The 15978-nt window shown below is 72.5% G+C and carries 8 protein-coding genes; 6 read left to right on the forward strand and 2 right to left on the reverse strand.

The genetic code is table 11. From position 1 onward, the window contains the following. Positions 1-129 precede the first annotated feature (129 nt). Genes HG543_RS04750 through HG543_RS04760 form a run of 3 tightly spaced genes read left to right on the forward strand, consistent with a single transcriptional unit; the run spans position 130 to position 4204 of the window. Positions 130-705, forward strand: a complete 576-nt coding sequence (locus HG543_RS04750) for an RNA polymerase sigma factor (RefSeq protein ID WP_169343470.1) — start codon at positions 130-132, stop codon at positions 703-705. After that, positions 702-3638, forward strand: coding sequence for a CHAT domain-containing protein (locus HG543_RS56180; RefSeq protein ID WP_169343471.1), 2937 nt, complete (start codon positions 702-704; stop codon positions 3636-3638). Before HG543_RS04750 ends, HG543_RS56180 begins: the two co-directional genes overlap by 4 nt. Positions 3639-3670: 32 nt before the next feature. Then, the gene (locus tag HG543_RS04760) at positions 3671-4204 is read left to right on the forward strand and encodes a hypothetical protein (RefSeq protein ID WP_169343472.1); all 534 of its coding nucleotides are present in this window, start codon (positions 3671-3673) and stop codon (positions 4202-4204) included. 9 nt (positions 4205-4213) lie between these two features. On the opposite strand, the gene HG543_RS04765 is transcribed toward HG543_RS04760, so the two are convergent. After that, complete coding sequence (locus HG543_RS04765; RefSeq protein WP_246356758.1) at positions 4214-8005, reverse strand: AAA domain-containing protein; 3792 nt, start codon at positions 8003-8005, stop codon at positions 4214-4216. A 206-nt stretch (positions 8006-8211) separates the two neighbouring features. On the opposite strand from HG543_RS04765, the gene HG543_RS04770 reads away from it, so the two are divergent. Beyond that, a complete protein-coding gene (locus tag HG543_RS04770; protein WP_169343473.1) occupies positions 8212-8943 on the forward strand; it encodes an EcsC family protein in 732 nt (243 codons plus the stop codon). A 118-nt stretch (positions 8944-9061) separates the two neighbouring features. On the opposite strand, the gene HG543_RS04775 is transcribed toward HG543_RS04770, so the two are convergent. Beyond that, positions 9062-12952 carry an ELWxxDGT repeat protein gene (locus HG543_RS04775; protein ID WP_169343474.1) on the reverse strand — a complete coding sequence of 1297 codons (3891 nt, stop codon included), beginning with the start codon at positions 12950-12952 and terminating at the stop codon, positions 9062-9064. Positions 12953-13143: 191 nt separating this feature from the next. Between HG543_RS04775 and HG543_RS04780 the strand changes: the two genes are divergently transcribed. Continuing rightward, positions 13144-15189, forward strand: coding sequence for a YgiQ family radical SAM protein (locus HG543_RS04780; protein ID WP_169343475.1), 2046 nt, complete (start codon positions 13144-13146; stop codon positions 15187-15189). 40 nt (positions 15190-15229) lie between these two features. After that, positions 15230-15931, forward strand: a complete 702-nt coding sequence (locus HG543_RS04785; RefSeq protein ID WP_169343476.1) for a hypothetical protein — start codon at positions 15230-15232, stop codon at positions 15929-15931. Positions 15932-15978: the final 47 nt, after the last annotated feature.

The raw sequence follows: 15978 nt of genomic DNA on the forward strand, positions 1-15978 counted from the left end.
CCTCCCTGCCCCGCTCCCCCCTGCCCGGGGCTTTGACGCCCCGTGCTATACGATTTCACCGAAGGGATTTTCCCTGGCACGTTCTCCCCGTGCGCAGGGGGCGCTCCATTGGTGGAACGACATGAAATCATGATGGGAGCAGGGGGCGGCGCGACGATGGAAGACGGGCTCCACCGCCAGTTCGATGCGTTCGCGCGCTCACGGCGCCCGAGCCTCCTGAAGGTCGCCCGTCGTCTGTGCGCGGGGGGAGGCATCGACCCGGAGGACCTCGTGCAGGAGACGCTGGAGCGCGCCTACCGCCACTTCGACCGGCTGGCGGGAGAGAACGCGGGAGCGGTGAGCGTGTGGCTGAGCACCACGCTGAGCAACCGCTTCCTGGACCACTGCCGGCGGCGCCGCACCGAGGTGCTGGGCGCGCCGGCCCTGCGCGTGGTGCAGGGTGACTCCACGGGCGAGCCGGTGCCGCTGGAGCAGTGGGAGCGCATCACCTCCGAGGACTTCCTGCGGGCCATCGAGCAGCTGCGCCCGCCCCAGGTGCGCGAGGCGTACCGGCTTCACGCCTCGGGGCTGCGCTACCGGGCCATTGCCCAGCAGCTGCGCGCGCCCGAGGGGACGGTGGGCCGGTGGCTGTCCGAGGCGCGGCAGGCCCTGCGGGAGCTGCTGGCACCCGGCGAGTCCACTCGCGATGGCAGGGCCGAGTCATGAGTGAGTTCTGCGGCAGCCTGGAGCGCTTCGTCGACGGCGAGCTGACGCCGGTGGACGCGGAGAACTTCCGCCACCACCTCACGCGCTGCGAGAAGTGCGAGACACGGATGAAGGAGCTGGTGGCGATGGAGCTGCTCGCCGACGACGCCATGGGCGCCGCCAGCGAGGCGCCCGCGCCCAACGTCGTCCGCGGCCCGGCCACCTGGCGCCGGAAGACGTGGCTGATGACGGTGCCCGTGGCGCTGGCGGCCGGCCTCGCCACGCTGGTGCTCGTGTCGCGCCCCAGCGGGACGCCCGACACGCCCGAGGCGTTCCTCGCCCAGGCGTCCACGCGCGGGCTGGAGGCCCGGCTGACGCACCCGGGCGCGGACCGCCACCGCCCCTATGAAGTGATGCGCAGCGAGGGCGCCTCCCCGCGCCCGCTGCCGATGCGCGAGCTGGCGGAGCTGGAGGAGGCCGGGGACGACCGCGGCGTCGCCGTGGCCTTCCTGCTGCGCGGAGACCTGGGCCAGGCGTCCGCGCACCTCGACAAGCTGCCCGCGTCGCCGGACGCGGACTCGGACCGCGCGGTGCTGGCGCTCCAGCGGGGCGAGCCGGAGGCGGCGCTGGCCCTGCTGGAGCGCGCGCTGAAGCAGCGGCCCCAGCACCCGCAGGCGCTGTGGAACCGGGGGCTCGCGCTGCAGGGGCTCGGCCTGTGGATGAAGGCGGCGGAGTCCTTCGAGCAGGTCGCCGCGCTGAAGGAGCCGGGCTGGAGCCAGGAGGCGGCGGAGCGGGCCCGGCAGCTGCGGCAGAAGGCCGAGCAGCAACAGAAGGAATGGAAGGGAACGCGGCAGGACTGTCAGCACATGGTGGAGGGCGGAGCGCCCTTGTCCCCGGCCCAGGCCGAAGCCCTGCCCGGCATGGCGCGCGTGTGCCTGTACAACGCCCTGCGCACGGCGGACTCCCCGGAGCGCGTGGAGTCGCTGCGTCCCCTGGCGGTGAAGCTGGACGCGAAGTACGGAGGCTCCCATCTGGAGGATGCCCTGCGCCGCACGGCCCGGGGGGACTTCTCCGTCCGCGTGCCGCTGGCCCGGGACTACGTCCGGCTCACGCGCGGCGAGCTGAAGGGCGCGCCGCTGGAGGCCTTCATCACCCGGCTGCGCGACGCCCGCCAGGAGGACATGCTCCTGGGAGCGCTGGGCTCCGCCGATGCCCGTCAGCATGGGGAGGAATACCGCTCCCTGGCCCTGGCCACGAGGGACCCCTGGTTCGCGCTGCTCGCGGAGGAGCGCGAGGCGAAGGCGGAGACGCTGCGCGGTGAGCCCTACCAGTCCCTGGAGCGGCTCGAGGCCGTGGTGGCGCGCGCGTGCGGGCCGGAGACGAAGCAGGACTACCGCTGCCTGATGGTGCGCAAGGAGCTGGGCCAGCTGGGCATCTCCCTCCACCGCCCCTTGGAAGCCCGGGCGCACCTCCTCGCGGCCCTCGAGCTGGCCCGGAGCACCCGGGAATGGGGACCGCAGCGCCTGATCCTGGAGCTGATGGCGCAGGCGGCCCGGACCCGGAACGACCTTTCCCTGGCGCGCGCGTACCTGGAGGAACTCGTGGCCCAGACGCCCGAGAGCTGCGCCGACTCGGTGGTGCCCCTCCTCCAGCTGTCCCTCGTCCACCACCGGGCGCTCGACTTCGCGGGCGCCCGTGAGCAGCTGGACCGCGCCTCGCGCTGCGCCCACAAGCCCACCATGGCCCGCGTCTCCCTCCTCGCGGAGCTGGCCCGCACGGCCCACCACCAGCCCGCGGACACCCAGGCCCTCGTCCAGGAGCTGGCCGCGCTGCGCGGCTCGGGCAACCAGGAGCCGGGGGCCCTGGCGATGCTGGACCACGTCGAGGGCCGCTTCTTCATCGAGCAGGACCGGCAGCGGGGACAGCAGTTGCTGCGACAGGTCCTGGCGGAGACCGCGAAGCTGCCCGCCTCCGACGAGAGCGCCCGCAAGGCGCGCGTCTACAGCTACACCTCGCTCATCCTCGACGCGGCCCGGCACGGAGAGCTGGAGCGGGGGCTCGCCCTCTTCGCGGAGGAGCGCGCCCTGCCCCTTCCGGACCGGTGCGTGCTGGGTGTGACGGTGGATGACGAGCGCACGTTCGTCGTGGCACGAGACGCCGCGGGCCGGCTCACCGGCCACTACGACGCGGGACGCAAGGCTCCCCTGGCGGGCGTCGAGGGCCTGGTTCCCACGGCCATGGTGGAGGCCCTGCGCGCCTGTCCGAGCGTCGCCGTCCTCGCCCGCCCTCCCGTGCAGGGCCGCGCGGACCTGCTGCCGTCGGACCTGGCGTGGTCCTACCGGCTCTCGCCGCCGGCGGCGTCCGAGCCGCCCCCGGCCCATGAGCGCCGGCTGGTCGTCAGCGACGTGCTGGCGCCCGCGAAGCTGCGCCTGCCCGCGCTGCGCTCCTGGAGCGCCTCGGGACAGGGCGAGGGAATCACCGTGCTCAGCGGCGCGGCGGCCACGCCCCCGCGCGTGCTGGAGGCCATGCGGGAAGCCACCGAGGTGCAGGTGCACGCGCATGGCATCATCGACCCTGGCGTGGCGGACGCGTCCGTGCTCGTGCTCTCCCCCGCGGCGGACACGGGGCGCTTCGCGCTCGCCACCAGCGACCTGCGCGGGCAGCGGCTGCGCGGACGTCCGGTGGTGTTACTCGCCGCGTGCTACGCCGCCCACACCAGCGCCTATATCCACGAGAACTTCGGGCTGCCGCTCGCCTTCATCGAGTCGGGCGCCCGGGCCGTCCTGGCGGCGACCCAGGAGATTCCGGATGCCGAGGCCACGGCCTTCTTCGAGCCGGTGCTCTCCCGCATCCGGTCCGGAGTCCCCGCGGCCGTGGCCCTCCGGGACGAGCGGCAGGACTGGCTGCGACGCCACGGAAGCACGTGGGTGCGCCAGGTGCTGCTCTTCGAGTAGTCCCACACCCATCCTCTTCCGAGCCCACATCCATGAAGAAACTCCTCCTGCCCCTGTCCTGTCTGCTCGCGCTGTCGGCCTGCTGGCGCCACACTCGCGAACCGGACTGGAACCCCGCGCAAGACATCCCCGCCGGCACGCTCGTGAACGTCACCCTCCGGGACGTGAAGGACTCCAGCCGCGTGTCGACCTACGTCGTGGACCCGCGCGCCGGGCGCGTCATCGCGCGGCGGGATGGGAAGCGGGCCCAGCAGGACGTGTCGTCCGAAGTGACGGCGGCGCAGGACACCGTGGCCCCCATGCCGGTGAACACGCTCGTCGAGCTCCCCTGCCGGCAGCCCAAGACCGGCGAGGAAGGAGAGTCCGGCTGTGTCGCCTCCGCCATCGACCCGAAGGCGGAGACGTCGGATGACCCCAGCCCCACGAAGGGCGGGGATGAGAGCCTCCTGCGGACGGAGCGCTTCGTGGTGCGGGTGGCCAACGGCCTGCTCGAGTCCGCGCACACCGCGGGCGTCTCCCTGGGGTTGAAGCGCTTCCAGCAGGTGCCGCCGACGACGCACCAGTAGGCCCCGTGACTACCGCTGTCCGCCCTCCGGCGTGGGGGCGGACGGCAGCAGCCCGGAGAGCGTCTCCACGTAGTGGGCGGCCACGCGCAGGAAGCGGGCGCCCCGGACGCCGGAGAGGTACTGCCGCTTCATGGCGCGCGTGGAGCCCACGTAGAACATGGCCCGGCGGATGCGCTCGTTCTCCCGGGCGTTGCGCTCTCGGGCGCCGGCCATCCAGTTCTCCACCGTGTCCAGCGCGTCCAGGCCGACGAAGAAGACGACGGGGCACTCGTGCCCCTTGCAGGAGAACACCGTGGTGGCGCGCACGTGGTCCACGCCGCTGACGCGGAAGTCCGCCACGTCCCGTCCGCCCTTGCCGCCATAGGCCTCCGCGGGCACGCCGGCGCGGACGAGCGCCTCCGTGTACTGGGACGGCATGACGGGGGCCACCACGAGGATGTCGCCGGGGTGCACGCCCTCCTCGTTGATGAGGCGGACGATTTCCTTCGCCACCTGGCGCGCCTCACTGACGTTGGAGGCGAAGCCGCGCACGGTGGGCAGCACGCCGCCACGCTCGGTGGACTGGACGCGGAAGAGGCCCTCCAGCGTCTCCTCCGGGAGCCAGAGGAGCCCCTCGCGGGCCAATTCGCCCACCTTCATGTACTCGCGCATGCCGGGCTCGCTCACCTGGTGCTGGCGCAGCGGGTCCAGCACCACGTTGAAGGCCACGTCGAGGATGTCGCGGGTGGCGCGGAACGTCTCCTTGAGGACGCGGGTGCGGCCGCGGAAGGACAGCCCCTCCGGGAGCTGCTCCTTGAGCGCGTCGATGGGAATCTGGCCATAGACGTTCTGCGAGTCGTCCATGAACAACTGGAAGCAGCGCACCTGCCGGCCGTCCGGCAGCGTGCGCGGGCGCACCATGCCGTGCAGGGTGGCCAGCCCCTTCGCGTTCATGTCCTGCGCCTCGTCCACGAAGATGGCGTCGAAGCTGCCGGGCTCCGGGCTTCGCAGCGCGCCCACGTGCTTCACCGTCACCCGGGAGCGCAGCTCGCGCACCCGCTCGCGGCCCGCGCGCTGGACGAGCGCCTCCGCCAGCAGCTTGTCCACCAGCGGCGCCAGCGCGCGGTTGAAGAAGGAGACCAGCACCCGCGTGTCGTCGTGCTCCAGCAGGTAGCGCGCCACCCAGTGCGCCAGCACGTACGTCTTGCCGCTGCCCGCCACGCCGCGCACCAGGTGGTGGCCGTCGTCGAAGCGCCGCTCGAAGAGGGACACCTGCTCGTGCGTGAAGAGGGGCCGGCCCGGGCGCGCGCCCTCGATTTCACCGCCCAGGCTGGCAGGCACCGCGGGCGGCGGGGGCGGAGGCGGCGGCGGGCGCTGCGGCAGGGGCAGCGGCTCCAGCTTCAGGGGCTCGGTGCCGAGCACGCGCAGCCGGGGCAGCAGCGCGAGGAAGCGCTGGGGGATGGTGGCGGCGCGGGCCTCGTCTCGCGAGGCGAGCACCAGCAGGTAGTCCTTCGCGCGGCTGGCGGCCACGTTGAGCATGGGCACCAGCGTGTGCGGCGGGAAGGGCCTGCCTCCGGCCACCGTGTCCACCAGCACCACGTCGTACTGGGTGCCCTGCTGGCGGTGGATGGTGGACGCGCTGAAGACGTTGGAGCGCAGGCCCGCGGCGTTGCCCAGCCGGCGCAGCAGCGCGGCCTGGGCGCGGTACGGGGTGACGCACAGCACGCTGAGGCCCGAGCGCACCGCCTCGCGCGCCAGCGTCACGGCGAGGTTGGCGGACAGCTCGCGCTGGTAGCCGGAGCCCGTCTCGCCGCGCCCGTGGGTGAGCTGGCGCGCGTCACGCGTGAGGCTGTCCAGCACCACCCAGCCGGCGCGCGTGGCGGCGAAGGCGGCCACCGGAGCGGGCTTCTCCGCGCGCGCCTTGACGATGTCGCCGTCCTCCAGCGCGCCGCCGTAGCAGAAGTGGCTCACCACCCGGGCGATGTCCGGGTGCATGCGGTGCTGGGTGCGCAGGAGCAGCACGTCCGGCCGCGCCGCGTCCTTCACCGCGTCCTCCAGGTGGGACAGGGCGCTGGCGCGCAGCCACTTCTGCGTCTCCTTCCCGGAGCCCTCGGCGGCGCGGCTCACCGGGCCAATCTGCTTCGGGTCTCCAGCGAGCGTCACCCGCTCGGCCAGGGGCGCCAGCAGCGCGGTGGCGGCGCGCGTCACCATGCCGGCCTCGTCCACCACCAGCCTCGCGAAGGTCTGCTTCCCCTCCAGCTCCGACACGAGCCGCAGGGCGCGGTGCACGGTGAGGACCATCAGCGGGCAGTCGCCCTTCTCCGCCTCCTTCAGCGTGGGGTCCTTCACCTTGCCGCGCAGGCCGCGCAGCTCCGCCTGGAGCTTCGCCAGCTCGTGCGCGGGGCCGCCCCGCACGCGCTGGAGCATCAGCTCCCGCTCGCGCTCCTCGATGGTGGAGCGGAGCTTGCCGCCCTTCTGGCTGTCCTCGACGATGACGGTGGGCAGCTTCGCCAGCGCCTCGCTCGCTCCGGTGCCGCCGCGGAAGATGCTGCGCAGCGGGCGCAGGGGAATCGGGTCTCGCTCCAGCAGCGCGCCGATGCGCATGACGAGCTCGTCCGCGGCGCGGTTGGTGGGCGCCACCGCGAGGATGCGCTCTCCGGGGAACGCGCGCAGCGAGCGGGCGATGAGGTCCGCGACGGCCGTCGTCTTGCCCGTGCCCGGCGGGCCCCAGATGCAGCCCCAGGGCTGGCTCCACAGCCGGTCCGCGGGGAGGCGCTCCGCCTCCTTCGGGGCCAGCTCCGGCGCGGGCTCCTCGCCCGTCGCGCGGCGCAGGGCCTGGGCGAGGGCGGGCTGCCGCTCCTCGTAGGCGGAGGCGGCCTTGCACAGCGCTTCCGCGAAGTCATAGGGGCGGTAGGCCCAGCGCTCCGCGGACAGCGCGCGCCGGTCCACGTCGTCTCCGTGATTCGGAGCGGCGAAAACGCGGCCGGACTCGAAGTCGAGGTGGACGATGTCGCCACCGAAGACGCACTCCTCGCCGTGGAAGCCGAGCAGCGAGCCACCGGACCAGTCCGGGTCCGCGGCGGGACGCGGGATGAGCGACAGCACGCCGGGCGACTGGAGGCCTACCTCGCGCACGTCCTGGAGGCGCTGGGCGCGGTACTGGCTGCGCTCGGCCAGGAGCGCCTCGCGCAGGTCCTCCGGGAGGTACGCGGGCGGTATCCACGCCTCGCGGCGCTTGCCCGCGGACACGGCGGCCTGCATGGCCTCGCGCTCGGCCCGGGTGGCATCCGCGGGCGCGGCGAGGTCGATGGTGGGCACGTCGTCCGAATCGGTCCGAGCCCGCGCGGTCTTCCGGTTCTGCCCGGAAGCATCGGGGTTCTCCGCGCCCTTCCAGGCCCGCGCGAGCAGGTCCACCGCCGGCACGTCGTCCGGGTCCACGGGACGGGCCTGCGCGCCATTCCAGGCCCGAGCAACAACGTCCACCGCCGGCACGTCGTCCGAGTCCATGGGACGGGCCTGCTCGGACCTCCTGGCCCGCGAGGGCGTGGAGAGGTCCTCGGTGGGCACGTCGTCCGCATTCGACTCCTGGGCCTGCGCGGCCTTCTTCAGCCGCGCGAGCACCAGCATCGGATTCGGCGCGCGCGGAACGTCCTGCCCTCCCGGCGTCGGTCCCGCGAGCCTGTTCCGTCGCACGGCGCTCGGACGCACGGACTCGCCGTCCACGGGCGCATCGTCGTACTCGACGTGCAGCTCGCGGCCGGAATCCCCCGCCGATGGCGCGTCGCGCTCCTCGGCGGCTTCGTCGTGGGTCCGGTGAATCATCGGGGAAGGCGTCGGTTCCCCAGGCCCTCCGCCGGGCACAGGGGGCGCGAAGGTAGGGGAGGCATGGATCCGCGTCAATGCGTCCGGTCCCAGCGCACACCGGGTGCGCACGGGGCGTGACTTGACAGCCACGACAGCGCTCCGCCAGCGTCGGAACCGGCACCGGGTGTGAAGCCCGCGCCGCCATACCCACAAGGGGGTCCGCCATGAAGGAAGCCGAGGACCAGGAGCAGGGCCGAAAGCTCCTGACAGCCGTGGAGCGCATTCTCGCGGACACCGACAGCCTCGTCGCCCTGTCGAAGCTGGAGCTGGACCGGGCGCGGGAGAAGCAGCTCCCCAGCGAGGACGCCACGCGCGACGCCGCGGCGCTCCAGGTGGTGCGTCACTTCTCCAACCGCTCCGCCGTCTCCGGTGGGCTGGCGGCACTCCCGGGCCTCGTGCCGGGCGCCGGCACCGTGGTGGCCGCGCTGGGCGGCACGCTCGCGGACATGTGCCTGGTGCTCAAGTTCGAGGTGGAGATGGCCCTGGTGCTCAGCCACCTCTACGGCTACGACATCACCCGCGATGACGAGCGCCAGCTCGCGTTCCTCCTCGCCTCGGTGAGCACCTACGACGCGAAGCGCGAGAGCGAGCGCAGCACGGTGATGGACCTCGCGGAGACGCAGGGCATCGCCTTCTGGAAGTACGCCCCACGCGAGGTGTCCAAGCGGGTGGTGGCCACCATGACGAAGATTGCCCTCGCCTCCGTCTCCAAGGGCCTGCTGCGCGCGATTCCCCTGGTGGGCATCGCCGTGGGCTCGTCCATGAACAAGGTGCTCACCAACCGCGTCGGTGAGCGCTGCATGCGCGAGCTGAAGAGGCGCCGCGAGCTGTCCCCGCCCGCGGAGGCAAAGCCGCCCCGGGCCAGGAAGAGCGGCCGGGCTCGCAAGTCGGGCTGAGCCTCCCGGCCTGGAGACCTCGGCCGCGCACGTCGGGCCGCGGCTCCTCCCAAAGGTCTTGGCCGCGCATGCCGATTCAGCTCGGCACGCGCGGTTCCGGCTCCCCGCTACGGGAGGCTCACGCCCCGGCGCGCCGCCGCCGGGCCCGCATCAACGCCAGCCCTGCCACGAGCAGCGCGGCCTCCGACGCGCCCGGAGCGCCCCCCGCCTGGCAGCCGCCGCTGGTCCCCGGCCCCGGCACCACGACAGGAGGAGGATGCCCGCCCCCCGCGTCCGGCGCCCCCGCATCCGGCTGCTCGACCTGTCGCGGCTGCAGCCGGACCTGGAACCCACAGCGCGCGGTATTCCCCGCAGCGTCCCGGACGCTCACCTTCACGTCCGTGCTGCCCACCGGGAACACGCTCCCGGAAGCGGGGACGTACGTGACGACCAGCGACGAGGACACCCGGTCCGACGCGGTGACCTCCGGCAGCCGCACCACGTTCCCCGAGGCCCCGTCCGCCGTGAGCGTCACGTCGTCGGGGCACGTCACGGTGGGAGGCGTCGAGTCCACCACCACCACCGGCAGCTCGCACCGGGAGGACAGGCCCGCGCCATCCGTGGCCGTCACCGACACCCGCGTGGAGCCGAGCGGGAAGATGCTGCCCGACGCGGGGCTGAAGCTCACGGCCGCCGTGGAGACACTGTCAGACGCGGTGATGGCCGGCATCTCGACGCTCGCACCCTCCGGCCCCGTGGCCTCCGCGAGCACCTCCCGCGGGCAGCTCACCACTGGAGGCGTGGTGTCCCGAACGGTGACGGGGAAGGCGCACGTGTCCTCCAGCCCCGCGCCATCCGTGGCCGTCACGGAGACGGACGTCGTCCCCAGGGGGAAGACACCCGAGCCGGGGCTGTAGACCACGCTGGGGACGGAGGCCACCTCCACCACGCTCGCCTGGGGCAGCGAGACAGAGGCGCCCTGCGGCCCCGTGGCCTCCACGAAGCGCTCGCCCGGGCAGGTGAGGACGGGGGGCGTGGTGTCTCGCACCGTCAGGCTGAACTCGCAGCGGGCCGTGAGCCCGGCCTCGTCCGTGGCGGTGGCGGTGATGCGCGTCGTGCCGAACGGGTACGCGTGGGCCACCACCGGGCTGTAGTGGATGCGCGGCGAGGCCGTACGGTCATCCCGTGCGGTGGCGGTGAAGGACGCGAGGCCGCCCTGGGGGCTGGTCGCCTCCGCTTGCAGGTCCTCCGGGCAGGTGATGACGGGAGGAACCCGGTCCGCGGAAGGATTGGTGACGGCCCACAGCTCGTGGCCGGTGGTGCCGTCGTCCGCGAGGAAGTAGAGGAGCTGCCCCGAGGTGGCCAGCGGCTGGGGGTTGGACGAGCGGGCACCGGGGGCCAGGTCCTGCACGAGCACCGTCCCCGCCTCCGTGCCGTCCGTCTGCCACAGCTCCCGCCCGGTGGCGTCGGTCGCGGCGGCGAAGACGAGCGGCCCCTGGGGTCCCAGCGAGAGCAGCGGCTGCCGGCCGGAGATGGCGCCCGAGGGCCCCGGGCGAAGGTCCCGCACGACGTGCGTGCCCGCCTCGGTGCCATCACTCGTCCACAGCTCGTATCCGCTCACGCCGTCGTTGTGGAAGAAGTACGCGCGCCCGTTCATCGCCGTCATCGACGCGGGCTCCACGTCGGAATAGTGGTACGGGCCCAGGTCGCGCACCCGCACCGTGCCCTCCACCGTGCCGTCCGACGTCCACAGCTCGAAGCGCCGCGCGTCCGGTGTCTGGATGATGAAGAACAGCTTGCCCCCCACGACGACCTGGGCATCCGCGTCGAGGCCGAAGCCGGCGAGATGCCGACCGGGCAGCAGCAAGAAGGTGCCCGCCTCCGTCCCGTCACTCCTCCAGAGCGAGCGCGAGTCATCGGTGTGCAGCGTGTAGGCCCAGAAGTAGAGCGTCCGGCCAGCGACGAGGAAGTTGTCCGGCACGCGCGCGGAGTAGTTGTCGTTGAGCTTCTTCACGAGCACCGTGCCGGACTCCGTGCCGTCGCTCTTCCACAGCTCCTGTGAATCGCGGCTCCAGCTCACCACGGTGAAGAAGAGGGTGTCCCCCACCGCCGTCAGTCCGCTCAGCTTGCTGGAAGGAAACGCCCGGACCCGACCGTTCCGGGTCCACAGCTCGCTGGAGCTGGAGCGGGTGAAGAAGATGCGCCCGCCCACCGGGACGAGGAAGGGCGGCTGCCGGAAGTCGCGCTCCACGTTGGTGAGGGACAGCTCCCGGACGGTACCGGCCTGCGTGCCATCGCTCCGCCACAGCTCGTATTCCGACGTGCCCCAGGGATTGGTCCAGAAGTAGAGGGCATCCCCCACGACGGTGAGCTCGCTCAGGTACGAGTCGCGATAGCCTTCCGCCAGGTCCTTCACCCGGTACGTCCCCTCCGCCGTGCCATCGCTCCGCCAGAGCTCCTCGCCCGCCTCGGCGTCGCGCCCCGCGAAGTAGAGAATGCCCTCCCGCTGCACGGGCCTGACGACGGACGCCGAGGCCGAGCGCGAGTCTCCCAGGTCCTGCACCCGCACCGTGCCTCCCACCGTGCCATCGCTGGTCCACAGGGCGCGGGTGGACCGGCCGTCCTCCGCCCACGCCAGGAGGGCCGCATCGTGGTCCGCCAGCCAGTAGCCGGGACTGACGGCGGTGGAGGCAAACATCAGATTCGTCAGGTCCGTGGTTCCCGCCTCCGTCCCATTGCTCACCCAGAGCCGGCAGGCCCCGCCGAAACAGCCGCTCAGCAGGAACAGGCGGCCCTGGCTGGACACGGTCGCGGCCACGTCCCCGGACAGCGGACTCCGCACCCGAACCGTCCCCGCGGCCGACCCATCGCTCTTCCAGAGCCCGTAGGCTCCAAAGCCCTCCCAGACCACGAAGTAGAGCGTGCCCGCCACGTCGGTCAGCAGCCGCGCACCGGAGACTCCCTGCGCCCAGAGGTCCCGCACCAGGAAGGTGCCCTCGGGCGTGCCGTCGCTGCGGTACACCTGCGTGCCGGTGTCCCCGACCTCGGCGGTGAAGAAGAGCCGTCCCCCGGACACGGTGAGCGACCGCGGCTCCGACCCGGGGGCGCCCGGCTGGAGGTCCTCCACGCGGACCGTGCCGGGCTCCGTGCCGTCGCTCTTCCACAGCTCCGCGCCGGTGCCCCCATCGTCCGCGACGAAGAAGAGCGTGTTCCCCAGCGCCAGGAACCGCGACGGGAACGCGTCGCCGGAGCCCGGATGGATGTCCTTGACGAGCACGGTGCCCTCGGCCGTGCCGTCGCTCATCCACAGCTCCCAGCCGTGGGCGGAGCCCGCGCCCGCGAACAGGTAGCGTCCTCCCACCACCGCGGCCATGGGCGACTCCTCCGCGTACCCCAACAGGGTGAAGCCGCCAGCGATGCGCACCGTGCCCTCGGGCGTGCCGTCGCTGCGCCACAAGCCGCCCCCATCGAGGTCGGACGCCATGAAGAGCAGCTGCCCGTTGAACGCGGCGAGCTGGGTGGGGGACGCGTCGCGCCCGCCCGGGAAGATATCCCTCACGAGGACGGTGCCCTCCACCGTCCCGTCCGACTTCCACAGCTCGCGGCCGCTGCCGCCGTCGTCGGCCACGAAGTAGAGCGTGTCACCCACCGCGGTGAGGGACATCGGCGTCGAGGACCCCCAGCCGGGCCAGATGTCCCGGACGCGCCAGGTGCCCTCGCGCGTCCCATCCGTCCGCCACAGCTCGATGCCCGCCTCGCGGTCCACGGCCGTGAAGAAGGTGAAGCGTCCCGCCCGCACCACCTCCTTCGCCCGGTGCGACTGCGCGGGTGCCTCTCCGCGGTTCAGCTCCTCGACGAGGAAGGCCGGCGCGAACGGCGCCAGGGCCTCCGCCCGCGTCTCCATGGGGGGCCGCGCGTCCTGGCCGTCATGGGCCTCCCGCGCGCTCTTCCCCTGCTCCGAACACGCCACCAGGACGAGCACGCATCCCCATACAGCGCTCCAGCCCTGGCCCCACCTCGACTTGGACATGGTCCCCCTCGGTCGCCCACTGGGGCGATGGAGGCGCTTCATACCTCAGGGCCCGCGCCGGGGTGTACGGGGTGCGTCCGCTCGGCAGGCAGGCGTGGCCTCCATGCCCATGGACACGTACCCTCACGCCGGGTTTGCTTCTTGGCTCCCCAGGTGTTTAGGGGAGAAGCACTCGCATCTGGCGCACCGACATGCCCCCACAGACCCGCTACGCCCATCCCTTCCTGCCCATCACCCGAGCCGACATGCAGGCGCGGGGCTGGGAGCAATGCGACATCATCATCGTGACGGGAGACGCGTACGTGGACCACCCGGCCTTCGGCCCGGTGCTCATCGCGCGCTTCCTGGAGGGCCGGGGCTTCAAGGTGGGGCTCCTCCCCCAGCCTGACTGGCACTCGGCCGAGCCCTTCAAGGCGCTGGGCCCGCCGCGCCTCTTCTTCGGCGTGGCCGCCGGCAACCTGGACTCGATGCTCAACCGGCTGACGGCCCAGAAGAAGAACCGCTCCGAGGACCAGTACAGCCCCGGGGGCCGCACCAACTGCCGGCCGGACCGCGCCACCATCGTCTACGCGCAGCGCTGCCGCGAGGCCTACCCCGACGTGCCCATCGTCCTGGGCGGCATCGAGGCCAGCCTCCGCCGCATCGCCCACTTCGACTACTGGAGCGAGAAGGTGCGCCGCTCCATCCTCTTCGACTCCAAGGCGGACCTGCTCGTCTTCGGCATGGGCGAGCGCCCCATCATGGAGGTGGCGGACCGGATGCGCCGCGGCGAGCGCATCCAGGACATCCGCGACGTGCGCGGCACCGCGTACACCATCAACGACGAGGAGATGCGCGCCCACGAGGCGGACCCGGCGAAGCGCGCCGCGGACCGCAAGACGGTGGTGCTGCCCTCGTACGAGGCGGTGGTCGCGGACAAGCACGCCTTCGCGGTGATGAGCCGCGACTTCCAGATGGAGACCAACCCGGGCAACGCGCGCCCGCTCGCGCAGCGCCACGGCAACCGCGCCATCTACATGAACCCGCCCGCGCTCCCGCTGGAGGACGGCGTGGGCGCCGCCGACGCCAACGGGCGCTCGGTGGCCATGGACGAGCTGTACGATTTGCCCTTCAACCGCGTCCCGCACCCCATCTACAAGGACGAGGGCATCCCCGCGTACGAAACGGTGAAGCACTCCATCGTGCTGATGCGCGGGTGCTTCGGCGGCTGCACCTTCTGCTCGATTACGGAGCACGAGGGTCGCGTCATCCAGAGCCGCTCCGCGGAGAGCGTGCTGCGCGAGGTGCGCGCGCTGCGGCGCATGGGCGACTTCCGCGGGACGATTACGGACCTCGGCGGCCCCACGGCCAACATGTACAAGCTCAAGTGCAAGAGCGAGGACATCGAGAAGCGCTGCCGCAAGCTGTCCTGCGTCCACCCGGGCGTGTGCGAGAACCTCCAGACGGACCACGGGCCGCTCATCGGCCTCATGCAGGACGTGCGCAAGGAAGAGGGCGTCAAGCACGTCTTCATCGCCAGCGGCGTGCGGTACGACCTGGCGGAGCGCTCGCCGGAGTACGTGAAGGAGCTGGCCGCGCATCACGTGGGCGGGCAGCTCTCCGTGGCGCCCGAGCACGTGTCCCCGCGCGTGCTGGAAAAGATGAAGAAGCCCGGCATCGAGAGCTTCGAGCGCTTCCAGCAGATGTTCGCCTGCGCCAGCGAGGAGGCCGGCAAGGAGCAGTACGACATCCCCTACTTCATCAGCGGCCACCCGGGCTCCACGCTCGAGGACATGGTGGACCTGGCGCTGTGGCTGAAGAAGAACGGGAAGCGGCCCCGGCAGGTGCAGGACTTCATCCCCACGCCCATGGCCATGGCGACGGCCATGTACTACTCGGGGCTGGACCCGCTGAAGATGGAGCCCGTCTACACGGCGCAGGGCTTGCGCGAGAAGCGGCTGCAGAAGGCGCTGCTGCTCTACTGGAACCCGGAGCATTGGCCGCTGGCGCGCGAGGCGCTGAAGCTGGCCGGGCGCGAGGACCTCATCGGCCGTGGGCCGAACGCGCTGGTGCCCCCGGAGTCGGCCGCCGAGGCCGCGCGCCGCCAGCGCGCCGAGCAGCGTGACGAGGAGGCCGGGCCGCGCGAGTCGAGAGGCCCCGCGCCCCGGCAGCACGCCGGTTCCCGGCCCGGAGGCCCCGGCGGACAGGGGCGGCCCGGTGCGCGCCGACCCGGTGGCCCTGGCCCGCGCCCGCGCTGAAGCGGCGTGGCATGCTCGCGCGCGCACCAAGGAGGGGGCGATGCGTCGCGCGAGCAGGTGGCTGGGACTGGGCTGTGTCGTGGGACTGATGAGCGGATGCGCCGCGGTGTCGAAGCAGGCGGCGCCATCGCAAGCCGAGCAGAAGCCCACGTGCCCGGACACCATCCCGGACGAGCTGAACCTGGAGCTGGGCTTCCGGCCGCAGCTCGTCGCGCGCACGTGGGTTCCGGCGCTGACGTTCGAGCACCTCGGCTTCCAACCGAAGGAGAAGGTCCAGCCCGCGTTCCAGCAGGAGGTGACGCTGGCGTCGGGGCCGCTCCAGGTGTTCGGCCTGATGGAGCACAGCGCCACCGGCCCGGAGGGGGGCGGTTCCCTGGTGGTGGCGCGTCCCCACGCGGGCGGCTTCTGCGTGGTGAACAGCTGGAACACGTGGCAGTCGTCGCACGTGGGCCTGTCGCTCGCCAGCACCTGGACGTCTCCGGAGGGGAAGCGCGCCATCTTCCTGGTGAAGATGGACATGCCCGAGTCCCCGGACGGGCCCCAGACGCGGTGGGTGACGCTGGGCACGGATGGGGCGCGCATGTGGATTGCCCTGGGCGCCCCGCCGGAGCACCAGCTCATCGTCCCGTCGGTGACGCTCACCCCGAAGGGCAAGGACCTCTATCTCGACATCAAGCAGCGCTACGTCACCCGGTTGCGCCTGGGCGAGGACGGCCGCTTCATCCTGCCGGCCACGTATTGAGGGGACGAACGGCGGGCATCCCGAAAATGGGCGTTTGAATAAATCGC

This window comes from Pyxidicoccus fallax (assembly GCF_012933655.1).
Taxonomy (GTDB): domain Bacteria; phylum Myxococcota; class Myxococcia; order Myxococcales; family Myxococcaceae; genus Myxococcus; species Myxococcus fallax.

What these genes read in the sequence shown, in the direction of transcription:
- HG543_RS04750 (WP_169343470.1), top strand. Translation starts at nt 130, where the DNA reads ATGATGGGAGCAGGGGGCGGCGCGACGATGGAAGACGGGCTCCACCGC.
- HG543_RS56180 (WP_169343471.1), top strand. Translation starts at nt 702, where the DNA reads ATGAGTGAGTTCTGCGGCAGCCTGGAGCGCTTCGTCGACGGCGAGCTG.
- HG543_RS04760 (WP_169343472.1), top strand. Translation starts at nt 3,671, where the DNA reads ATGAAGAAACTCCTCCTGCCCCTGTCCTGTCTGCTCGCGCTGTCGGCC.
- HG543_RS04765 (WP_246356758.1), bottom strand. Translation starts at nt 8,005, where the DNA reads ATGATTCACCGGACCCACGACGAAGCCGCCGAGGAGCGCGACGCGCCA.
- HG543_RS04770 (WP_169343473.1), top strand. Translation starts at nt 8,212, where the DNA reads ATGAAGGAAGCCGAGGACCAGGAGCAGGGCCGAAAGCTCCTGACAGCC.
- HG543_RS04775 (WP_169343474.1), bottom strand. Translation starts at nt 12,952, where the DNA reads ATGTCCAAGTCGAGGTGGGGCCAGGGCTGGAGCGCTGTATGGGGATGC.
- HG543_RS04780 (WP_169343475.1), top strand. Translation starts at nt 13,144, where the DNA reads ATGCCCCCACAGACCCGCTACGCCCATCCCTTCCTGCCCATCACCCGA.
- HG543_RS04785 (WP_169343476.1), top strand. Translation starts at nt 15,230, where the DNA reads ATGCGTCGCGCGAGCAGGTGGCTGGGACTGGGCTGTGTCGTGGGACTG.